This is a genomic window from Salipiger bermudensis (assembly GCF_020171625.1).
Taxonomy (GTDB): domain Bacteria; phylum Pseudomonadota; class Alphaproteobacteria; order Rhodobacterales; family Rhodobacteraceae; genus Salipiger; species Salipiger bermudensis_B.
In genome coordinates this window covers 76,589-95,433 of the sequence record NZ_JAIUZY010000009.1, presented here as the reverse complement: position 1 = coordinate 95,433, position 18,845 = coordinate 76,589, and the positions used below count along the sequence as shown (strand labels likewise).

At 65.9% G+C, this 18,845-nt stretch carries 20 protein-coding genes; 13 read left to right on the top strand and 7 right to left on the bottom strand.

The annotated features are described in order from the left end of the window. Positions 1 to 70: 70 nt before the first annotated feature. Positions 71 to 886: an IclR family transcriptional regulator C-terminal domain-containing protein gene (locus LCM15_RS16230; RefSeq protein WP_224858245.1), complete on the bottom strand. Its 816-nt coding sequence runs from the start codon at positions 884 to 886 to the stop codon at positions 71 to 73. 5 nt (positions 887 to 891) lie between these two features. After that, the gene (locus LCM15_RS16225) at positions 892 to 1,755 is read right to left on the bottom strand and encodes a dioxygenase (protein ID WP_224858243.1); all 864 of its coding nucleotides are present in this window, start codon (positions 1,753 to 1,755) and stop codon (positions 892 to 894) included. 131 nt (positions 1,756 to 1,886) lie between these two features. Here LCM15_RS16225 and LCM15_RS16220 point away from each other — a divergent pair, with 131 nt between their 5' ends. Genes LCM15_RS16220 through LCM15_RS16195 form a run of 6 tightly spaced genes read left to right on the top strand, consistent with a single transcriptional unit; the run spans position 1,887 to position 7,297 of the window. Next, positions 1,887 to 2,690: a citryl-CoA lyase gene (locus LCM15_RS16220; protein WP_224858241.1), complete on the top strand. Its 804-nt coding sequence runs from the start codon at positions 1,887 to 1,889 to the stop codon at positions 2,688 to 2,690. A gap of 5 nt (positions 2,691 to 2,695) precedes the next feature. Further along, positions 2,696 to 3,841, top strand: a complete 1,146-nt coding sequence (locus LCM15_RS16215) for a CaiB/BaiF CoA transferase family protein (protein ID WP_224858239.1) — start codon at positions 2,696 to 2,698, stop codon at positions 3,839 to 3,841. A gap of 34 nt (positions 3,842 to 3,875) precedes the next feature. Continuing rightward, complete coding sequence (locus LCM15_RS16210) at positions 3,876 to 4,274, top strand: YciI family protein (protein ID WP_224858237.1); 399 nt, start codon at positions 3,876 to 3,878, stop codon at positions 4,272 to 4,274. Positions 4,275 to 4,328: 54 nt separating this feature from the next. Next, on the top strand, positions 4,329 to 5,408 hold the full coding sequence (locus tag LCM15_RS16205; RefSeq protein WP_224858235.1) for a C4-dicarboxylate TRAP transporter substrate-binding protein: 1,080 nt from the start codon (positions 4,329 to 4,331) through the stop codon (positions 5,406 to 5,408). A gap of 15 nt (positions 5,409 to 5,423) precedes the next feature. Next, positions 5,424 to 5,987: a TRAP transporter small permease subunit gene (locus LCM15_RS16200; RefSeq protein ID WP_224858232.1), complete on the top strand. Its 564-nt coding sequence runs from the start codon at positions 5,424 to 5,426 to the stop codon at positions 5,985 to 5,987. After that, on the top strand, positions 5,984 to 7,297 hold the full coding sequence (locus LCM15_RS16195; protein WP_224858230.1) for a TRAP transporter large permease: 1,314 nt from the start codon (positions 5,984 to 5,986) through the stop codon (positions 7,295 to 7,297). Before LCM15_RS16200 ends, LCM15_RS16195 begins: the two co-directional genes overlap by 4 nt. Here LCM15_RS16195 and LCM15_RS16190 read toward each other — a convergent pair. From LCM15_RS16190 to LCM15_RS16170, 5 genes are all read right to left on the bottom strand, one after another. Continuing rightward, positions 7,294 to 7,716 carry a hypothetical protein gene (locus LCM15_RS16190; RefSeq protein ID WP_224858229.1) on the bottom strand — a complete coding sequence of 141 codons (423 nt, stop codon included), beginning with the start codon at positions 7,714 to 7,716 and terminating at the stop codon, positions 7,294 to 7,296. The genes LCM15_RS16195 and LCM15_RS16190 overlap by 4 nt on opposite strands. A gap of 697 nt (positions 7,717 to 8,413) precedes the next feature. Next, positions 8,414 to 8,749 carry a hypothetical protein gene (locus tag LCM15_RS16185; protein ID WP_224858228.1) on the bottom strand — a complete coding sequence of 112 codons (336 nt, stop codon included), beginning with the start codon at positions 8,747 to 8,749 and terminating at the stop codon, positions 8,414 to 8,416. Beyond that, the gene (locus tag LCM15_RS16180) at positions 8,749 to 9,654 is read right to left on the bottom strand and encodes a DUF6772 family protein (protein ID WP_224858227.1); all 906 of its coding nucleotides are present in this window, start codon (positions 9,652 to 9,654) and stop codon (positions 8,749 to 8,751) included. The genes LCM15_RS16185 and LCM15_RS16180 overlap by 1 nt, the downstream gene beginning before the upstream one ends. A 20-nt stretch (positions 9,655 to 9,674) precedes the next feature. Next, complete coding sequence (locus LCM15_RS16175; protein WP_224858226.1) at positions 9,675 to 10,814, bottom strand: mandelate racemase/muconate lactonizing enzyme family protein; 1,140 nt, start codon at positions 10,812 to 10,814, stop codon at positions 9,675 to 9,677. Further along, positions 10,811 to 11,962: a mandelate racemase/muconate lactonizing enzyme family protein gene (locus tag LCM15_RS16170; protein ID WP_224858225.1), complete on the bottom strand. Its 1,152-nt coding sequence runs from the start codon at positions 11,960 to 11,962 to the stop codon at positions 10,811 to 10,813. The genes LCM15_RS16175 and LCM15_RS16170 overlap by 4 nt, the downstream gene beginning before the upstream one ends. 136 nt (positions 11,963 to 12,098) lie before the next feature. Here LCM15_RS16170 and LCM15_RS16165 point away from each other — a divergent pair, with 136 nt between their 5' ends. The 7 genes from LCM15_RS16165 to LCM15_RS16135 are packed head-to-tail and all read left to right on the top strand — an operon-like array spanning position 12,099 to position 18,645. Next, complete coding sequence (locus LCM15_RS16165; RefSeq protein WP_224858224.1) at positions 12,099 to 12,854, top strand: FadR/GntR family transcriptional regulator; 756 nt, start codon at positions 12,099 to 12,101, stop codon at positions 12,852 to 12,854. Further along, a complete protein-coding gene (locus LCM15_RS16160) occupies positions 12,847 to 13,617 on the top strand; it encodes an SDR family NAD(P)-dependent oxidoreductase (RefSeq protein ID WP_224858223.1) in 771 nt (256 codons plus the stop codon). The genes LCM15_RS16165 and LCM15_RS16160 overlap by 8 nt, the downstream gene beginning before the upstream one ends. 23 nt (positions 13,618 to 13,640) lie before the next feature. Further along, entirely contained in the window at positions 13,641 to 14,498 is an 858-nt protein-coding gene (locus tag LCM15_RS16155) for an SMP-30/gluconolactonase/LRE family protein (protein WP_224858221.1), read from the top strand. A gap of 52 nt (positions 14,499 to 14,550) precedes the next feature. Beyond that, a complete protein-coding gene (locus LCM15_RS16150) occupies positions 14,551 to 15,792 on the top strand; it encodes an ABC transporter substrate-binding protein (RefSeq protein ID WP_224858219.1) in 1,242 nt (413 codons plus the stop codon). A gap of 10 nt (positions 15,793 to 15,802) precedes the next feature. Further along, a complete protein-coding gene (locus LCM15_RS16145) occupies positions 15,803 to 16,732 on the top strand; it encodes a carbohydrate ABC transporter permease (protein WP_224858217.1) in 930 nt (309 codons plus the stop codon). Next, positions 16,732 to 17,580: a carbohydrate ABC transporter permease gene (locus LCM15_RS16140; RefSeq protein WP_224858216.1), complete on the top strand. Its 849-nt coding sequence runs from the start codon at positions 16,732 to 16,734 to the stop codon at positions 17,578 to 17,580. The genes LCM15_RS16145 and LCM15_RS16140 overlap by 1 nt, the downstream gene beginning before the upstream one ends. A 15-nt stretch (positions 17,581 to 17,595) precedes the next feature. Beyond that, positions 17,596 to 18,645: an ABC transporter ATP-binding protein gene (locus tag LCM15_RS16135; RefSeq protein WP_224858215.1), complete on the top strand. Its 1,050-nt coding sequence runs from the start codon at positions 17,596 to 17,598 to the stop codon at positions 18,643 to 18,645. Positions 18,646 to 18,845 lie beyond the last annotated feature (200 nt).

Here is an 18,845-nt window from a genome sequence, read left to right as displayed (position 1 = left end):
CTGGACTGGCAGCCGATCAAGCCAAACGCGATTGCCCTGCCTTCCAAGAAGGCCGGGGCCGGGGCCCGAATTAAGGGCTGAGGCCAGCCGCCAAGACCGATCCGAGGACCGGGTAGCGTGTCAGCTGGGCCGAGATATGCGAGGCCGTCGCGCGCAGCTCGGGCAGGCGTTCGGCGACTAGAATTTCGGGGGTGACCAGCCCGGTGTAGCCCGAGCTGTTCAGCGCCGCGACCGTGCGCCCCTCGGCATCGCGGATCGGCACGGCGATGGCGGTGATGCCATAGTCCAGCTGGTCGACGGTGGTGGCATAGCCGTTGGCGCGCACCTCCTCGATCTGTTCGCCCAGGTGGCAGGGGTCCACGCAGGTCTTCGACGTCAGCGGATCGGGCCGGAGGCTGGCCAGCCAGGCCATACGGTCGGCCTGCGGCAGGCCTGCGACCAGCACCCGCCCCATCGAGGTGGCGAAGGCCGGGTAGCGTGCGCCGACATTGGCCTGCGCCCGCCGCGCTCGCTGGACCGAAAGATGGGCGACATAGATCACGTCATGCCCGTCCAGCGTTCCGATCGACGAGGCATCGCCGAACCTGTCGATCAGGCCGCGCAGTTCCGGTTGCAGCACCTCCTCGATCCGGGTCGAGGCGTAGAAGGCCGAGCCCAGTGTCAGGATCTTGGGCGTCAGGTGGAACCGCTTGCCGGTCCGTCCGATGTAGCCCAGGTGCTCCAGCGTGATCAGGCTGCGACGTGCCGCGGCGGGAGACAGGTTGGCCAGCTGCGCGACCTCGGTCAGTGTCATCTCGGGATGGGCGCTGTCGAAGCCGTCGAGGATGGCCAGCCCCTTGGCCAGGCTGTCGACGAATTCGCTGGGTTTGTCGGCGGGATCGGTCAAGGAAATCAGCCTTCCGGTGCGAGAACGAAGTCGAACTCGAAGACCGCATCCGGCTTGACGTCAAGCTCATAGTCGAACTGGTCGGCCTTGCGGACGGGCTGCAACTTGGCGATGAGCGATTTTCGCACACCGAAGACCGCGTCGTTGTCGATGTATTCGGTGTTCTCGAAGAAGACCTCGGTGGTGATGGCCGACATGCCGGGGGCCGAGACAATGTAATGCAGATGCGCGGCGCGCCAGGCGTGGCGGTTGCCGGCGCGCAGCAGCTCGCCGACGGGGCCGTCGTAGGGCACGGTATAGGGCTTGGGCAGCACGGTGGTGTAGAAGTACCGGCCCTGGTTGTCGCAGGTGAACTTGCCGCGCAGGTCCATCTTGTCCTGGCCGTGCTCCTGTTCCTGGATCGGATAGGTGCCCGCGCCATCGGCCTGCCAGGTGTCGATCACCGCGCCGGGCAGGGGCTTGTGCAGGATGTCGGTCACCTTGCCATGGACCAGCACGGTGACGCCCTCGCGCCCCTCAGCCAGATCGGCCCCCAGCTTCTTGACCGGCGCGTTGTCCAGGTAGAAGGGCCCTAGGTTCGAGCCCTCGGTGGCGCCGCCCCGGGTGTTGATCATGTCGACCAGCGCGGAAAAGCCCAGCACGTCGGAAAGCAGGATGAATTCGTGCCTTTCGGGGGTCGAGATTTTCCCGCAGTCATACAGGAACATCAGCACGCGCATCCATTCGTCATGGGTGATGCTGTTTTCGCGGGTGTAGTCGTGCAGATGCTCGATCAGCCCGTGAAGCAGCTGTTCGAATCGGCTGCCCGGTTCGGTCTTGAAGCTGTCCTTGACGGCTTCGGTGATCTTGAACTGGTTCATATCGCGCATCACGCCCTCCCTTTCAGTTCGTTGCGCGGCGATCCATGGCGCCGCAACAATCCTGCTTGACGTGACCCTAAGCTGGCCCGTAGTCTTTCGGCAAGAGCAAAATATTTCGGTATGCGAAAAAGGATTACGTAATGCGCATCGGCAAGCAGGATCAAAACTTCACGTCGATCTCGACCTCCGACGCCCACAGCATCACGATCCGGGGTCAGGATCTGTGTGACGACCTGATCGGCAAGATCGATTTCACCGATTACTTCTGGCTTCTGGTGCTGGGCGAGAGGCCCAGTGCCACGCAGCGCCGGATGATGGATGCCTGCCTTGTGGCGATCGCCGAACATGGGCTGGTGCCGTCGGTCCAGGCGGCGCGGATGACGCTGGCCGCAGGGCCCGACGCCTGGCAAGGCGCCATGTCGGCGGGGCTTCTGGGCATGGGCAGCGTGGTCGCTGGATCGTCCGAGGCCGCCGCCCAGTTCCTGCAGCAGGTGCTGGACCGCACCGCGGCAGACGGTACCGATGTGGAAACCGCCGCCATCGCCAGCTTGAACGACCTTGTCGCCGCCAAAAAGAAAGTGCCGGGTCTGGGCCACGGCCAGCACAGCGAGGGCGACCCCCGCGCGAACGTGCTGCTGGCCCTGTCGGACGAGATCGGCAACAGCGGCCGGTATGTCGAGACGCTGCGCATCCTGGGCAAGTACGCCCCCGAGATCACCGGTCGGCCGCTGCCGATCAACGTCTCCGGCGCCATCCCGGCGACGATCCTGGACGCGGGCTTTCCGCTGCAGGCGGTCAAGGCGGTGCCGCTTCTGGCCCGCGCGGCGGGGCTGTCGGCGCATCTTTACGAGGAAAGTCTGCGCTCGATCGGGTTCATCATGTCCAACGTCGCCGACAAGGGCATCACCTATGACGGCCCGGTGTCGTCCAAGCATGGGGGCTGATCGGCATGGTCAAGATTCTCAAGGGTGTGCGCGTCGTCGAACTGGGCACATACATCACCGGACCGGCCTGCGGGATGCACTTGGCCGACTTGGGCGCGGATGTGATCAAGGTCGAACGCCCCGGCACCGGCGATCCGTTCCGGGCGTTCAAGGGTGGCCTCTATTCGCCGCATTACCAGACCTACAACCGCAACAAACGGTCGATCGCGCTGGACACCAAGCAGGCCGACGACTTGGCCGTCTTCCATGACTTGGTCGCCAGCGCCGACATCTTCATCCAGAACTTCCGCCCCGGCGTGGCCGAGAGGCTGGGCGCAGGCGAGGCGGAACTGCGAGCGATCAACCCGCGGCTGGTCTACTGCGCCATCTCGGGGCTGGGGGCCACCGGGCCCGCCCGTGACCGCCCGGTGTTCGATTCGGTCGCCCAGGCCGCCAGCGGCTATCTGCGGCTGCTGACCCCGCCGGAAAACCCGCGCGTGATCGGTCCTGCCATCGCCGATGCGGTCACCGGCCAATATGCGGCCATGGCCTGTATCGCGGCGCTGTTCGAACGCGAGAGGGGCGGGCAGGGGCGGCGCATCGACATCTCGATGCTGGAAGCCATGTGCCATTTCAACCTGGACAGCTTCACCCACTATTATTCCGTGGGCGAGGTGATGGGCCCGTTGTCGCGTCCGACCGTGTCGCAAAGCTATACCTTCCAGTGCGGCGACGGGAAATGGATCGCCTTCCATCTCTCCAGCCCCGAAAAGTTCTGGGACGGGCTGTTGGCCGCTACCGGGCAGGAGCAGTTGAAGGACGACCCTCGCTTTGCCGAACGGCTGCAGCGCATCCGGCACCAGGACGACTTGATTGCGATCTTCACGCCGGTCTTCGCCAGCAAAACCCGCGACGAATGGTGCGCGGCGCTGAACGCGAACGAGGTGCCGCATTCGCCCGCCTACGAAGCCGGCGAGGCGCTGGAGGATCCGCAGGCGCAGCACCTGGGCATCAAGGTCAGCGTGCCAAGCAGCGAGCTGGGCACCTTCACCACCGTGCGCCCGCCCTACAACTTTGACGGCGCGCCCGAAACCGATGTGCTGGCACCGCCGGTGCTGGACGAACACGGTGCTGAAATCCGCGACGAACTGCGTCGGTCCAAGGCCGGCTAGCCGCGCCACCGGATCAGCCAAAAGGGGGGGAGACATGACAGAGATACTGAGATCCGTACCGGCATCGGACGTGAAGGAGGCCAGCAAGCAGATGCTGCAAAGGCAGCTCTACGCGATCTTCACGACGCCGGTGAACGGCATGGGCCCGGTCTTCGAGCATCTTGACCGGCACCTGGAATTCCAGGTGCAGCTTGAAGCCGACGGGATCCTCTACTCGGCCGGTCCCATGTGGACCGATGACGAACAAAGCTGGGAAGGCGAGGGCTTGGTCGTCGTGCGCGCCACATCGCGGGCCGAGGCGATCCAGATCGCGGAAAGCGATCCGATGCACAAGGCGGGCGCGCGGGACTTCCGTGTGCGCCCGTGGATGGTCAACGAAGGCTCGGTCACGCTGCGGCTGGACATGTCAAGCCAGCGCTTCGAGCTGATCTGACCCGATGGCCAGAACCATGAGACAAAAGACAAACACCAAGGGAGGAGAACCCAAATGAACCTGATGCTTCGCACCGCTCTTGTCGGGGTGCTCGCCATGCCCGGCGCCGCCTTCGCGCAGGAAACGATCAGCCTGACCGTGGCTTCCAGCCACCCGACGGTGATCCCCTGGGTGGGCATGATCAAGACCCACTTCATGGCCCGCACGGACGAGATCCTGGCCGAGGGCGGCAATTACCAGATCGAGTGGAACGAAGCCTTCGGCGGCACGCTCTACAAGGCCAATGCCACGCTGGATTCCGTCGAACAGGGGATCACCGACGTGGGCTGGGTCTTCTCGATGCTGGAGCCGGCCAAGCTGCCGATGAGCCAAGCGTCCTCCTACGCGCCCTTCACCACCGCCGATGCCTCGCTGCAACTGGACGTGATGGAGGAGCTGTTCGAGACCAACGAGGCCTTCCGCAATGAGTGGGAGCAATACAACCTCAAGGTCCTGGGCTTCACCGGCACCGACAGCTACGACGTCTATACCAAGGAACCGATCACCGGGTTCGCAGATCTGGATGGTATGAAGCTGTCGGCGCCGGGCGTGCTGGGCAACTGGCTGCGCGGCACCGGGGCCAATGCGGTGGACGGGTCGCTGACCAGCTTCTACACCGACATTCAGACCGGCGTGTCCGACGGCGTGCTGTCGCTTGCCTTGGGCGTGCTGCCCGCCAAGATCTACGAGGTCGCGCCGCATGTGACCAATGTGGACATGGGCGTTGCCTTCTCGGGCGCGGTGGCAATCAACCGCGATAGCTGGGACGGCCTGCCCGAAGAGGTGCAGACTGCCATGATCGAGGCCGGAAAGTACTATACCGAAAGCCACGGCAAGGATCTGAACGAACGCCACCAGGCCGCGCTGGACAAGATGGTCGAGGCAGGCGCGGGCCAGGCCACCCCGGTCGAGATCACCCCGATGAGCGAGGCAGACCGCGAGGCCTGGGCGAACGCCATGCCCAACATCGCCAAGGAATGGGCCGACGGGCTGGAGGGGCAGGGCGCCCCGGCGCGCGACTTCATGAAGGCCTATATTGACGGCGTGCGTGAGCGCGGGGGCGCGCCGGTGCGCGCCTGGGATGACGAACTCTGATCCCGGGACAGGCACGTGACGCATCCTGACTCCAACCCGAATGGCGCCGACGGGCACCATTCCCTGCCGTCCCGCATCTGGGGCGGCGTGGTCAACACGCTGGCAGCCTTGGGCACGGCGCTGATCGCCGGTTTAATGCTGATCATCTGCGCCGACATCGTAGCGCGCAACGGCATGGGGGCCTCGCTGCCGCTCGTGTCGGAACTGGGCGCGTTGCTGCTGGTGATGATCGTCTGCCTGCAATTCGCCGCCACCGTGCGGGCCGACCGCCTGGCCCGGGCGGGTCTGTTCATCGACCCGCTGCGCATCAACCGCCCGCGTGTGAGTGCCGGGCTCGAGACGGTCTTCTCGCTGGGCGGAGCGGTGCTGATCGGCATGATGGCCCGCGCCACGCTGGACGTGATGATCACCGATTTCAGCCGAGGCGAGTTCATCGGCACGCCCGGCCTGGGAACGCTGCCCACATGGCCTTTCCGCCTGTTCATTCTTGTGGGGCTGACCGTCGCGGCCCTTGAATTCCTGGTCCGGGCGCTGCGCAACATCCGCGCCGCCGCCGGACAGACCGAGGTGACACGATGACCCCGCTCGAGATCGGATATACCGCCATTGCCGGGCTGATCGTGCTGATCTACCTTGGCATGCCCATCGGGATCGCCATGCTGGGCGTGTCCTTCTTCGGCGTCTCGATGATCCGCAATGACAGTGTCGCGCTGCGGATGCTGGGGGCGGCGGGTAACGACAGCCTGCGAGAATACCTTTACGCGGTGGTGCCGCTGTTCGTGCTGATGGGGCTGCTGGTGACCGTGTCGAACGTCGGGAAGGACACCTTCGACGTCTTCCAGAAGCTGTTGCGAAGGGTCACGGCGGGGCTGGGCATCGCCACGGTCTTTGCCAATGCGGTCTTTGCCTCGATCACCGGGATCTCCATCGCCTCGGCTACGGTGTTCTCGCGCGTGGCGGTGCCCGAAATGACGCGCCACGGCTATACCAAAAAGTTCGCCACGGGCGTCGTCGCCGGCAGTTCGGTGCTGGGGATGATGATCCCGCCCTCGCTGCTGATGATCGTCTATGCCGTCCTGGCCGAGCAATCGGTGGGTCGGATGTTCCTGGCGGGCGTCGGGCCGGGGCTGCTGCTGGCGGTGGTCTTTTCGGTCACGATCCTGCTGCTGGCACTGCGCCGCAAGGACTTCGTCTATGAGCGTACGACTGACATGGCCACGTTCGAGGATTTCCCCGTCAGCCGGCTGATCGTCAAGTCGGTGCCCATCCTAGCGCTGATGCTGGTGGTCTTGGGCGGCCTGTACGGAGGTTTCCTGAACCCGACCGAGGCCGGTGCCGCCGGGGCCGCAGGTGCGCTGGTGATCGCACTGATGCGCCGGGCCCTGCCCAAGCGGACGTTGTGGAACCTGATGGTGGAAACCGGGCAGATCACCGTCTCGGTGCTGTTCCTGATCCTGGCCGCGACCTTCTTTTCGCGGATGCTGGCCCTGTCGGGGGTGCCGCGCGAACTGGCCTCGGTGCTTGTAGACGGCTCGATCGGGCCCTACGGGTTCCTGTTGATCTACCTGGCGCTGATCGTGGCGCTGGGCTGCCTGATCGACTCGATCTCGATCATGCTGATCGTCCTGCCCATTGCCCTGCCGGTGGCCGAGGCGGCGGGCTTCGATCTGATCTGGTTCGGGGTGCTGACCGTGGTGGCCGTGGAGATGGGGCTGCTGACGCCGCCCTTCGGCCTGTCGGTCTACACGATCAAATCGGCCATCGACGACGGCACGCTGAGCGTGGGCGACATCTTCCGCGGTGCCTTCCCCTTCGTGCTAGCCATGGTGGTGGCGATGGCGATCCTGATCGCCTTCCCCGCGATTTCGATCTGGCTGGCGCGGCTTTAGCGGCGGGCCTGATCCGGCCCGGCCTCGGGTGCTCCCGGGCGGGCGAGGGAGGGAAAAGCCAAAGCTGATCCGCAGCCGTCCCGGGCGACCGGGGAGGCTGCTGCGTTTCGGGCCTGGGCCGCGGTCCGGCGCCAGGGGGCCTTCACTTCGCGGGCCCTGGCGACGGCGGCGGGCCAGCCCTCGGGGCGGATCAGGGAGCGCGACACGGCGTCTGCCCAGCCGTCCATCTGGGCCTTACGCTCGGCCGGGTCCATACCCGGTTGGAAAAGGCGGTCCAGGCTCCAGGCTTTGGCGAAGCCCACGCAGTCGGGCCAGAGACCGAAGGCCGATCCGGCCAGCCAAGCCACGCCCAGGGCGGTGGTTTCCAAGGTTTGCGGGCGGCCCACGGCGACCTCGAGGACGTCGGCCAGGGGCGCCATGGTCCAGTCGGAGGCCCAGGGGAATCGAACTTGGCACTGGCGGTCTGAGTTGGGACCCTCGCGGCGGGCGCTGTAATAACTTTTCGCTAGGTGACTCAGTTCCAAGAGCCCAGTCGCGGTCACCGAAGACAGCGATCACCGCCCGAACGAGACCTGCAGGGCCATGGTCATTACGGCCAAGGGTCGTGCGGAGCATCATGAGTTCCTTAGGCTCAAGGCATTCGGTCAAATCGACGCGACGCGCGAGATCGATGGCAGGACCAGCTCCGAGACCCGAATCTCCGCGCTGTCCTGGCTTCCCTCGCCCGACGTCCTGCTGGCCACCGTTCGCGCCCGCTGGACGATCGAGAAGCGCTGCACTGGTAACTCGACGTGTCGTTCCGCGGGAACGCGGCGCGCAGCCGCAAGGACGCCAGCCCGGCCAACATCGCCATCCTCCGCCGCCGCGCGCTGGACGTCGTCCGGCGGGACACATCGAAGGGCTCGCTATCCATGAAGCTCCAGCGCGCAGGCCGGGACGAAGCCTTCCTCCGTAGCATTCTCACTTGGCTGGCAGCCGATCGAGCCAAACGCGATTGCCCTGGGTCCACATCGACGTTGCCAGCCTGAATCACGCCTGCCGCCCGCTGAGACCCCTTTTGTCACCACGGCCTGGGCCGCCCGTTTGCCCGCGAACTGGCGTTGCCGTCCGCGCGACTCAGGCTTTCAGGTGAATTGTCACGAGTATCGTCGTCTCGGCGCCCTCGTCGTGTTTCGCACGCAGACGCAGCCAGTTTCCGAAATGGAGGATGCGGGCGACAGAGACCGCATCTTTCGCTTTCGGCATCGCCAGGCTGGTCCCCTCGGGAACCCAGTGAATCCCGTCTGGCGACAGCTCGATCACAGCCTCGGGCTGGTGGCCCTGCGGCTGCTTCAGCGCGCGCACGAAGATGATCGCCTCGCGGGCCCACCCGACCTCGTAGGGTTCGGTCGTTGAGAGGCCGGACCAGGTTTCATTGCGTGCGACGACGGCGGTGACATTTTCCGGCAGCATCAGAAGTCCCCCGAGATGCAGATCGAGTCGATGTAGAGAAAGGCGCGTTTGTCCACGTCGGTCTCGGCGAACATGCCGAAGTTGAGCATGCACCAGAGGTTCTTCATGGCCGGGATGCGCATCGGTTCGAACCCCGAGACGTCGAAAACCTGGTCGTTGCACTGAAAGGCCAGGGCTTTCATCTCGGCCAGATCGAAGTCGAAGCGGATATAGCACCAGTTCACCTTTGTCGCGATCTCGTTGTAGCAGAGCCGCTGCGCGCCGCCGGGAAGGTCCTCCCACCCCTCGGGGGCGAGGTGGTAGTGGCTGTTGGTCTTGCTGCCGTCGCCGATGTCGAGCATCTCGGCCGTCTGGGATTTGTACTGCCATTTCTGGACGTGCTGGCCATCGGCCGCGTTGAGAAAGCGCATGTGGGGCATGACGCGCTCAACCCCGTCATCGCGGTCTCCCCCCTGGAGGTCGAAGAGAAAGCCGAACGAGCGGACGTCGGTGTCGCCAAGCTTCAGCTCGGTCGCCTCCGGCTTGAAGGTCACGTAGGCCTCGAAGCGGATCGGGCAGCGCGCCCGCATGGTCAGCCGCTTGATCGCCACGTTCTGGGCACCTGCGCGCGGTCGGGTTGCGATCTTCAGCGCGTAGCTGCTGTCGAGGCCGCCATGCGATCCCGCATCCCAATGGCCAAGGGTCGAGAGCATGGCGCTTGTGTGCTGGGCATAGCCCGGCAGCATCGTGTCCAGCGTGTCCTCGTAATTGCCGACAAGTTGCGACCAGCCGCAGTGCCCGCGCGAGAAGTCGTCATGGCTGATGATCCGTCGCATCGGGTCGAACCGGCTGAGGTCGGGGTCAGACAGACGCAATGCACGCAGCAGCTGTGTCTCGAGTTCATCCGCGGGGGCGCGGTTTTCCATAGTGTGCTCCTCGGGTTGTGTCATTCGGGGCTGCGCAGGCGCGCCACCGCGTCCCAGTCGATCGTGAGGCCCAGCCCCGGTCCGGCCGGCACGTCAAGCTTGCCGCCGCGCTGGCGCAGACAGGCAGGGGCCAGATCGGCGATCTCTGTCTTGAAGGGGCTGCGGTCGCCCTCACATTCCATCACGCAGAAATTCGGCATGGCGGCAGAGAGATGGACGGAGGCGGTTTCGCAGACGATGCCGGACATGCCGATATGCGGCGCGTAGGCCACGTCGAATGCCCCGGCGAAATCGGCCATGCGGCGGGTCTCGGTGATGCCGCCAGCGCGGGCCACGTCCGGTTGCAGGACAGACAGCGTGCGCGATGTGACGAGCCGCTTTGCCTGGTCCACGGTGAAATTGCTTTCGCCGGCGGCAAGGGGCACGGCGCAGCGGCGACGCAACTCCTCGTATCCCTGCTCGTTCTCCGGCGCGAGCGGTTCCTCGAACCAGGTGTATCCGTTGGCGGCAAGGGCGTGCCCGACCTCGATCGCTTCGTCGAGTTCGTAGGCCCAGTTTGCGTCGACGCAGAGGGCAATCCCGTCGCCGGCCTTTCGACGCATTGCCTCGATCCTGCGGATCGCTTCGTCCACCGGGCGGGCCATCTTCACCTTGATCAGCGGGAAGCCCTGCGCGATCAGCGCGGCAAGCTCCGCTTCCATTTCCGACACCGGACCCCAGTTCACGGCAGCGGCATAGACATCGATCTGGGACCGGTTCATGCCGCCCAGCAGCGTGGCGACGGGCAGGTCGGCGGCCTTGCCGAGAATATCCCAGAGCGCGATGTCGACGCCTGACATGGCCTCGACCAGCATCCCGCCAGCCCGGCCTGACAGTGCGCGTCTCATGCGGGCCCAATGGGTTCCGATCGAGGCGGCGGGCTGCCCGACGAGCCGCGGCTTCAGCGCCGTTTCGATAAGGCGCGCGTAGGCCCGCGGCGCGAAGCGGCCGAGCGTCTCGCCGATCCCGACAATACCGGCATCGGTGCGCACCTCCACGAGAACCGTGGAGACCTCTTCGTAGCTGCCCCAAGAGGTGACAGTCGGACGCGGCAGCTTCTGGGTCAGCGGATGGGCAATCACGTCCGAGATGCGGATGGCGCCGGTGGTCTCGTCCTTCATGCGACCTCCTCGAGTGCCAGCGCTTTCATGCGTGACAGCGCGTCGCGGTTGATCTCCAAGCCAAGGCCCGGCCCCTCGGGCACCGCCAGCATGCCGCCTTCGGCACGCGCAGCGCCCGGTGCGAGATCGGCGAGCTCCGACTTGAAGAGGTTCGCGCTGCATGGGCATTCCATGATCCGCGTGTTCGACATGGCAGCGGCGACGTGGAGGCTGGCCGCTTCGCAGATGATCCCGGACATTCCGACGTGCGGCGCGTAGGTGACGCCATGGGCGGCGGCGAGGCGCGCCATGCGCAGGGTTTCGGTGATTCCGCCGGACCGGGTGATGTTCGGCTGCAGGACCGAGAGCGTCCGGTCGGTGACAAGCGGAGCGGCCTGATCGAGGGTGTAGTTGCTTTCGCCCGCGGCAAGCGGCACCTCGCATCGCCGGCGGAGCGCGCGATAGCCGTCCTCGTCCTCGGGGCGCAGCGGCTCCTCGAACCAGGTGTAGCCGTTTCGGGCGAGGGCCTGGCCCACGGCAATCGCGCCGTCGAGGTCGTAGGCCCAGTTCGCATCGGCGGTCAGTTCGACATGATCCCCGACAGCCGCGCGGATACGCGCGATCCTGCGACAGGCCGCAATGACCGGTGCGCCGATCTTGACCTTGAGGCTGGTGAAGCCGCGGCCGACGAAATCGACCGCTTCCTCCTCTGCCGCGCTGTCGTCATCGGCCCAGCCAACAGAGGCCGCGTAGACCGGCACTGCCGGCGTGCCTTCGCCCTGAAGAAGACGCCAGACTGGCTGTCCCGCCGCCTTGCCCGCGATGTCCCAGAGCGCGATATCGACCCCGGCGATGGCCTCGATCAGCATCCCGCCCGCCCGGCCGCTGAGCGCTCTTCGCATCACTGCCCAATTGGCACCGATGTGGCGCGGGTCGCGACCGATCAGTCGCGGCGCCAGCGCCGTCTGCACGAGCTCCGCGTAGGCGCAGGGCGCAAACCGCGCGAGCGATTCGCCGAACCCGATGATCCCGGTGTCGGTCCGCACCTCGACCAGCATGATCGAGACCCTGTCGTAGCTCCCCCAGGATGTCTGCGTGGAGGCCGGCAGCCTGTGGGTCAGCGGATGCGCGATGACCTCGGTTATCCGGTGTGCGTCACCTTCTTGCACGAATTTTCCTCCTCTGGCGTGCCGACGCGGCCGGCGCAGGCCAACCGTATGCACAAGCTGACTTCTTGGCAACTAACAAACTTAGTTGCTAGGTTATCAGGAAGCGGCTAGGAAGAAGACAGCCAAAGGATTCGAGATGCCCGACGAGACGACCGACAAGCCCATCTTCGCCGCCAAGCTCAACGCGCCGCCACGCCTGGCCGACGCAGTGTCCGAGGCCATCGCCTCGGCACTGTTCGACGGACGGATCGCCACCGGTGACGCCCTGCCGTCCGAGGGCGAAATCGCCAGGGAGTTCGGCGTCAGCAAGCCCATCGCCCGCGAGGCGCTGCGCCAGCTGTCCGGCGCCGGTCTGATCCAGACCCAGCAGGGCAAGGTCGCGCGCGCCAAGGCGATCACCGGCGAGCCCCTGGACCGGATCTATGGCTATGCCGTTCGGTCAAGCCTGACGCGTCTGCGCGAGGCCAACGAGATGCGCCACCTTGTTGAGACCGGGATCGCACGCCTGGCCGCCACGCGGCGCGATCCAGAGGGCCTTGCCATGATGGAGGAGGCGCTGGCCGATATGTACGACGGTCTTGAAGAGCCGGACGGCTTCACTGCCGCCGACATCGCCTTTCACCTTGGAATGGCGATGGCGACCGGCAACACGATGATCAGGATGCAGGTCGAAGGGATGCGCTCGGTTCAGCGCGAGGTTTCGGAGCTTTTTTCGCGCCGGTCGAGCCGCACCCGCGCCGACTGGAAAGCGACGGTGGACCGCCACGCCGACCTTTTCGCCGCCATCCGCGACGGTCATCCCGAAGAGGCCGTCCGTATGATCGACCGCCATTACGAGGCAGCCGACATCGCGTCCTTCGAAGTGGCAGGGGAGCCGCGGGGGAATGGCTGAGGCCGGCTCTCTTGCGGGCCGCCGCGCCCTTGTCACCGGGGCCGATACCGGGATCGGACGGGCGATTGCGCGCGGCCTCGCGGCCGAGGGCGCGCAGGTGGTGCTGCATCATCTCGGCAACCCCGGCGGCGCGCGCGAAACGCTCGACGCCGAGATCCACGAGGCCGATTTCACCCGCGACGGGGCGGCCGAGGGCCTTGCCCGCAGTGTTCTGTCCGGCGGCCCCGTCGACATCCTGATCGCAAATGCCGCCATCGAACGACGCGGCCCCTGGCAAGAGATCACGGCGCAGGGCCTCTCGGATCATCTCGCGGGCAATCTGGGATCGCTGTTGACGCTTTGCCAGCACCTCGTCCCGCCCATGGCGGCGCGCGGCTGGGGCCGCGTCGTGGCGGTAAGCAGCGTCATGGCGGCGCGTCCGCGCGCCGAGACCCTCTCCTACGCCGCGATGAAATCGGCTCAGATTACGGCGCTGCGGGCGCTCGCCCGTGAGGTCGCGGCAGATGGCGTAACCCTGAACGCCATCGCACCAGGCGCGATCGAGACGGAGCGCACCGCCGGGCGCTACGCCGATCCTGACTTCCTGGCAGCGGTCACCGCGAAAATCCCGGCGCGCCGGCAGGGAACACCCGAGGATTGCGTCGCCCCGGTCCTGATGCTTTGCGGTGAGGGGGCCTCTTACATTACGGGGGCAGAGATCCCGGTGGATGGTGGCTGGACCGCGGGCGATGCGCCCGGAGCGCTGCCGCAGGTGCCGGGATGACCGCAAGGGCGCCTTCCGTCCGCGTGCTTCACGAGGGGCCCGACATCGTCGGCGAGGGGCCTCTCTGGGATCCCGGCAGCGGCCGTGTGTGGTGGTGCGATATCGAAGGGCACGCCATTCGCCGCATCGACCTGTCCGGCGGCATGGCACAGAGCATCGCGCTCGACCGCAGGCCTTCTGCGCTGGCACTGACCAGCGGGGGCGACATCCTCGCCGCGCTCGGCAACGGCTGGAGCCGTGTCGACGACGACGGCACCTGCACCGAGGTCGCCGCGCCGGATGGGCCGGCAAACGGTTGGCGAATGAACGACGGTGCCCCCGACATGCAGGGCCGGTTCTGGACCGGGACCATGGCGATGCCCCGGGACAGCGGGCAGGGCGGCGCGCTTTACCGGCTGGATCCGACAGGCCCGGTCCGGGTGCTGGACGGCCTTCGCACGCAGAACGGCCTTGCCGTGTCACCGGACGGGCGGACGCTCTATCTCAGCGACAGTGATCCCGAGGTCTGCGTCATTTGGGCCTTCGAACTCGACCGCGCGACCGGCGCGTTATCGAACCGCCGCGTCTTTCACCGGCCCACAACCGGGCGGCCCGACGGCGCCGCCATGGATGCAGAGGGCTGCTACTGGTTCGCCGCGATCGACGCCGGGCGCATTGTCCGGGTTTCGCCCGAAGGGCGGGAACTCATGCATGTCGACTTGCCCGTCAGCCGACCGACGAACCTGTGCTTTGCCGGCCCGGACCTGCGAACGCTCTGCGTCACCAGCATGTCGGTGCTGCCCGAAGGGCGGGCCGCCGCCGAGGAGCCGCGGGCAGGGGCGCTTCTGGCGCTCGACGCCGGCGTCGCCGGACTGCCCGTTCCCCGCGTGCGGGGCCCTTAACCCGGCCCGGATAACGGAGGAGTGGAAGATCATGAAAAAGGGAGGATTAACTATGACCAGACAAGGCCTATTCGCCGCCGGTGTCGCCGCATCGGCGCTGCTTGCCGGGGGCGCCAGCGCGCAGGAGTTGCGCTTTACCGTGTGGACAGGCAACGATGCCCACCTTGAGATGCTCAACGGCATCGCCGAAGGCTTCCGCGAAAGCCATCCTGACGTGACGGTGCGCTTCGAGACCATCCCGGCGGGGGATTACACCCAGAAGCTGACCTTCCAGATCGCGGGCGGCAACCCGCCCGACCTCGGCTGGATGTTCGAGGACAGCATTCCGGCCTTCATCGCTGCCGGCGTCGTCGAGGACATCGGCCCCGCCCTGCGCGAGACCGAGGGCTACGACCTTGACGATTTCTCCGGCCCGGCAATGGACCTCTGGAGCGACGGCGACGCGGTTTACGGCATCCCGTTCTCCACCTCGCCGTTCATGGTCTTCTACAACAAGGACATGTTCGAGGCCGCAGGGCTCGAGGATCCGCTCGCGATGGTCGAGGCCGGCGAGTGGACGATGGAAGCGTTCCGAGACGCCGCCCTGAAGCTGACCGAGGCCAACGATGCCTGGGGCTTCGAGTTCAAGGACGGCGAAGGCTACGACAGCCGGATCATGCACGCGATCATGCCGCCGATCCGCGCGTATGGCGGGCACGCTTGGCAGGACGGCGAATGCGGCTTCGACGATCCCAAGGCGGTCGAGGCGGTGACCATACTGCACGACATGATCTTCGAGGACCAATCGATCGTGCCGCCGGGCGAGCAGGGCGATTTCTTCTCGGGCAGCGCCGCGATGACGGTCAACCAGATCTCGCGCGCCTCGAAGATGCCCGAGGCGGGCTTTGCCTGGGGGATCGCACCGCTGCCCACCGGACCCGCTGGCGCCGCGCCGATCATCGGACAGGCCGGCATCTCGGTCTTCGCGCAAGGCGACAACAAGGAGCTGGCGACCGAGTTCGCAGCCTTCATGACCAATGCCGAGAACGTCGAGGTGATGGCGCAGTTCTTCCCGCCGGCGCGGGCCTCGGTTCTCGACAGCGACGCTTTCATCGATGCGAACGAGCTGATCCCGGCCGAGCAGATGGCCCATGTCAGCGACGCGATCAAGCAGGGCAGCGTGCTTCCCAGCCACGAGAACGCGCCCAAGATCCTTGCCGCGATGAAGCCGCGTTTCGACGCGCTCTTCCGGGCCGATGCTGACGTGCCGGCCACGCTCGCGGCGGTCTGCGCGGCCATCCAGGACGAGCTGTGAGCCCCCGCGCATGGCTTCGCTGAACGAAACCGGGACCACGGTGCGCGCCCCGCGCGCGCCGTGGCTGACCCTGAAGCGCCGCGAGACGATCGAGGGCTGGCTCTTCGTCAGCCCGACCCTCATCGGCTTCCTGATTTTCTTCCTCGGGCCGCTGATCGCGGTGGTCTTCTACTCGCTGTCCGAGTGGAACCTGTTGAGCCAGGACACCACCTTCGTCGGGCTCGCCAACTACGAGGACGCTCTCACGCAGAACCCCGACTTCTGGCAGGTCATCCGCAATTCGGTGATCTTCGCCGCCGGCCTCGTTCCGATGAACATGGCCCTGGCGCTGGCGCTCGCGATGGCGCTGGCCCGTCCCTTCCGGGGTGTCGTCTTCTTTCGCACGATTTTCTTCGCCCCGGTTGTCACCTCGGCGGTGGCCTGGGCAATCGTCTGGAAATTCCTGCTTCAGGGCGATGCCGGGGCGGTGAACCAGATGCTCGCCACGGTCGGCATCGACGGTCCGAACTGGCTGCGCGAGCCGAACTGGGCCATGGCCGCGGTGATCGTGACGCGCGTGCTCAAGATGGTGGGACTCAACATGATCCTCTACATCGCAGCGCTTCAGTCCATCCCCCGTGATTACGAGGAGGCCGCCCGCCTCGAAGGGGCCTCGGAATGGCAGATCTTCCGCATGGTGATCTGGCCGTTGCTGGCGCCGACGACCCTGATCATCATGGTCATCACCACCATTGGCTCGTTCAAGGTCTTTGACCACATCTACCTGATGACCGGCGGCGGCCCCGAGAACGGCACCCTCGTGCTGGCCTTCTACATCTACCAACAGGCCTTCGAGTTCTTCGAGATCGGCTATGCCTCGGCACTGGCGATGATCATGTTCGTCATCGTGCTGGCGCTGACGGTCGTCCAGCTCATCCTGCGCCAGAAAGGATCGACCTGATGGCCCTGTCGCAACCGCAACTCGCCACCGTGAAACGCACCTGCTGGATGCTTTCGCTCGTGGTGGTGGCGATCCCCTTCCTGTTCCCGTTCCTCTGGATGATCTCGTCCGGTTTCAAGGGGCCGACCGAGATCTTCGGCGAGCCGACCCTCATCCCCCGGACGTGGCGCTGGCAGAACTTCGTCGAGGTGTTCGATTACCAACCCTTCGCGCGCCAGTACTTCAATTCCATCTACATCGCCTGCGCGGTCACGGTGCTGACGCTGCTGCTGTCCTCGCTGGCGGGCTATGCCCTGGCGCGGATGCGCTTTGCCGGGGCGGCGCTGCTGATGGTGTTCCTGATGTCGGCGCTCATGGTCCCCGAAGAGGTGACGATCGTGCCGAACTTCTTCCTAATGAAGTGGCTCGGCGTCATGGACACGCATGTGCCCCTGATCCTGCTTCCGGTCTTCGGCCCGCACGGCGTCATGGCGACCTTCCTCATGCGCCAGTACTTCGTGGCCCTGCCCAAGGAGCTCGAGGACGCGGGCAAGATGGACGGGCTCAGCCGCGTTGGGATCTGGTGGAAGATCGCCCTGCCCATGTCGCGGCCCGCCCTTGCCGCCGTGGCGATCATCACTTTCCTCTTCTCGTGGAACCTCTTCCTCGAACCGCTGGTCTTCCTCTCCAGCCTCGAGAACTTCACCCTGCCGCTGGCCTTGTCGAACTTCACCGACCCCTACGGCGCGCCGCTCTGGCATCTGCAGCTTGCGGCGACGAGCCTTGCCGTGGTGCCGATCCTGATCGTCTACCTGATCGCACAGCGGCAGATCATCGAAAGCTTCGCCATGTCTGGCGTGAAAGGCTGACGCGAAAGGTACGATATGACACGACTGACCGTTAGAAATCTCACCAAGTCCTTCGGCAAGATCGAGGTGATCCGCGGCATCGACCTTGACGTCGCCGACGGCGAATTCGTCGTCTTCGTCGGGCCCTCCGGCTGCGGCAAGTCAACGCTGCTGCGGATGATCTCGGGGCTCGAGACCATCTCGGGCGGCGAGCTCTGGATCGGCGACCGCAAGGTCAATGAGGTCCAGGCCGCCAAGCGCGGGCTTGCGATGGTGTTCCAGAGCTACGCGCTCTATCCGCACCTGACCGTGCGCCAGAACATGGGATTCGGCCTCAAGGTGCGCAAGGAAAGCCCCGACGAGATCGAGCGCCGCGTGAACGAGGCCGCCCGCACGCTCCAGCTCGACAAGCTGCTCGACCGCTACCCGCGCGAGCTTTCGGGCGGCCAGCGGCAGCGCGTCGCCATCGGCCGGGCCATTGTCGGAGATCCGCAGGTCTTTCTCTTCGACGAGCCGCTTTCCAACCTCGATGCGGAGCTGCGCGTACACATGCGCGCCGAGATCGCGGCGCTTCACCGGCGGCTTGGTAATACCACGATCTACGTCACGCACGACCAGATCGAGGCGATGACCCTGGCCGACCGCATTGTCGTCCTGCGGGACGGCCGTATCGAGCAGGTCGGCAGCCCCAAGGAGCTTTACGCAAGGCCGGACAACGTCTTCGTGGCGCAGTTCATCGGTAGTCCCAAGATGAACGTCTGCCCGGTCGAGGCGATCCGGTCCCCCTTGCAGCGCGCGGGCTTTTCTACCGGCGGCGCCACGCAGGCCGGCCTGCGCCCCGAGCATCTTCGCATTGTGGACGAGGCCGAGGGCATCCTGTGCGGCCGGGTCTCCATCAGCGAATACACCGGCGGCGGGGCGCTCCTGCACGTGGAGCTCGAAGGCGCGCCGGTTTTCCTCGTGGAGAATTCCGGCGACGACGCGCCCCAGCCGGGCGACATCGTTCATCTGGCCTTCTCCGGTTCGGATCTTCATCTGTTCGACGCCGAGGGGCGTGCCTGTCACCGCGAGCCCGAATTGGCCTGAAGACCGTGTCTGCTTGCCACAGCCAATCGTCACCCATGACAGGCTTGATGCCAGGGGAGATCTCGAGCGATTGGGTCGTGGCAGCGGTTTGGCCCGGATGACCCCATGGCCTCGGTTTGCCGATATGCGGCAGGCCGGAACCATGGGAGTCGTCACTGCCTTCCCTGGCGTCCCTGCGGTAACGGCTTTGACGCTCAGAA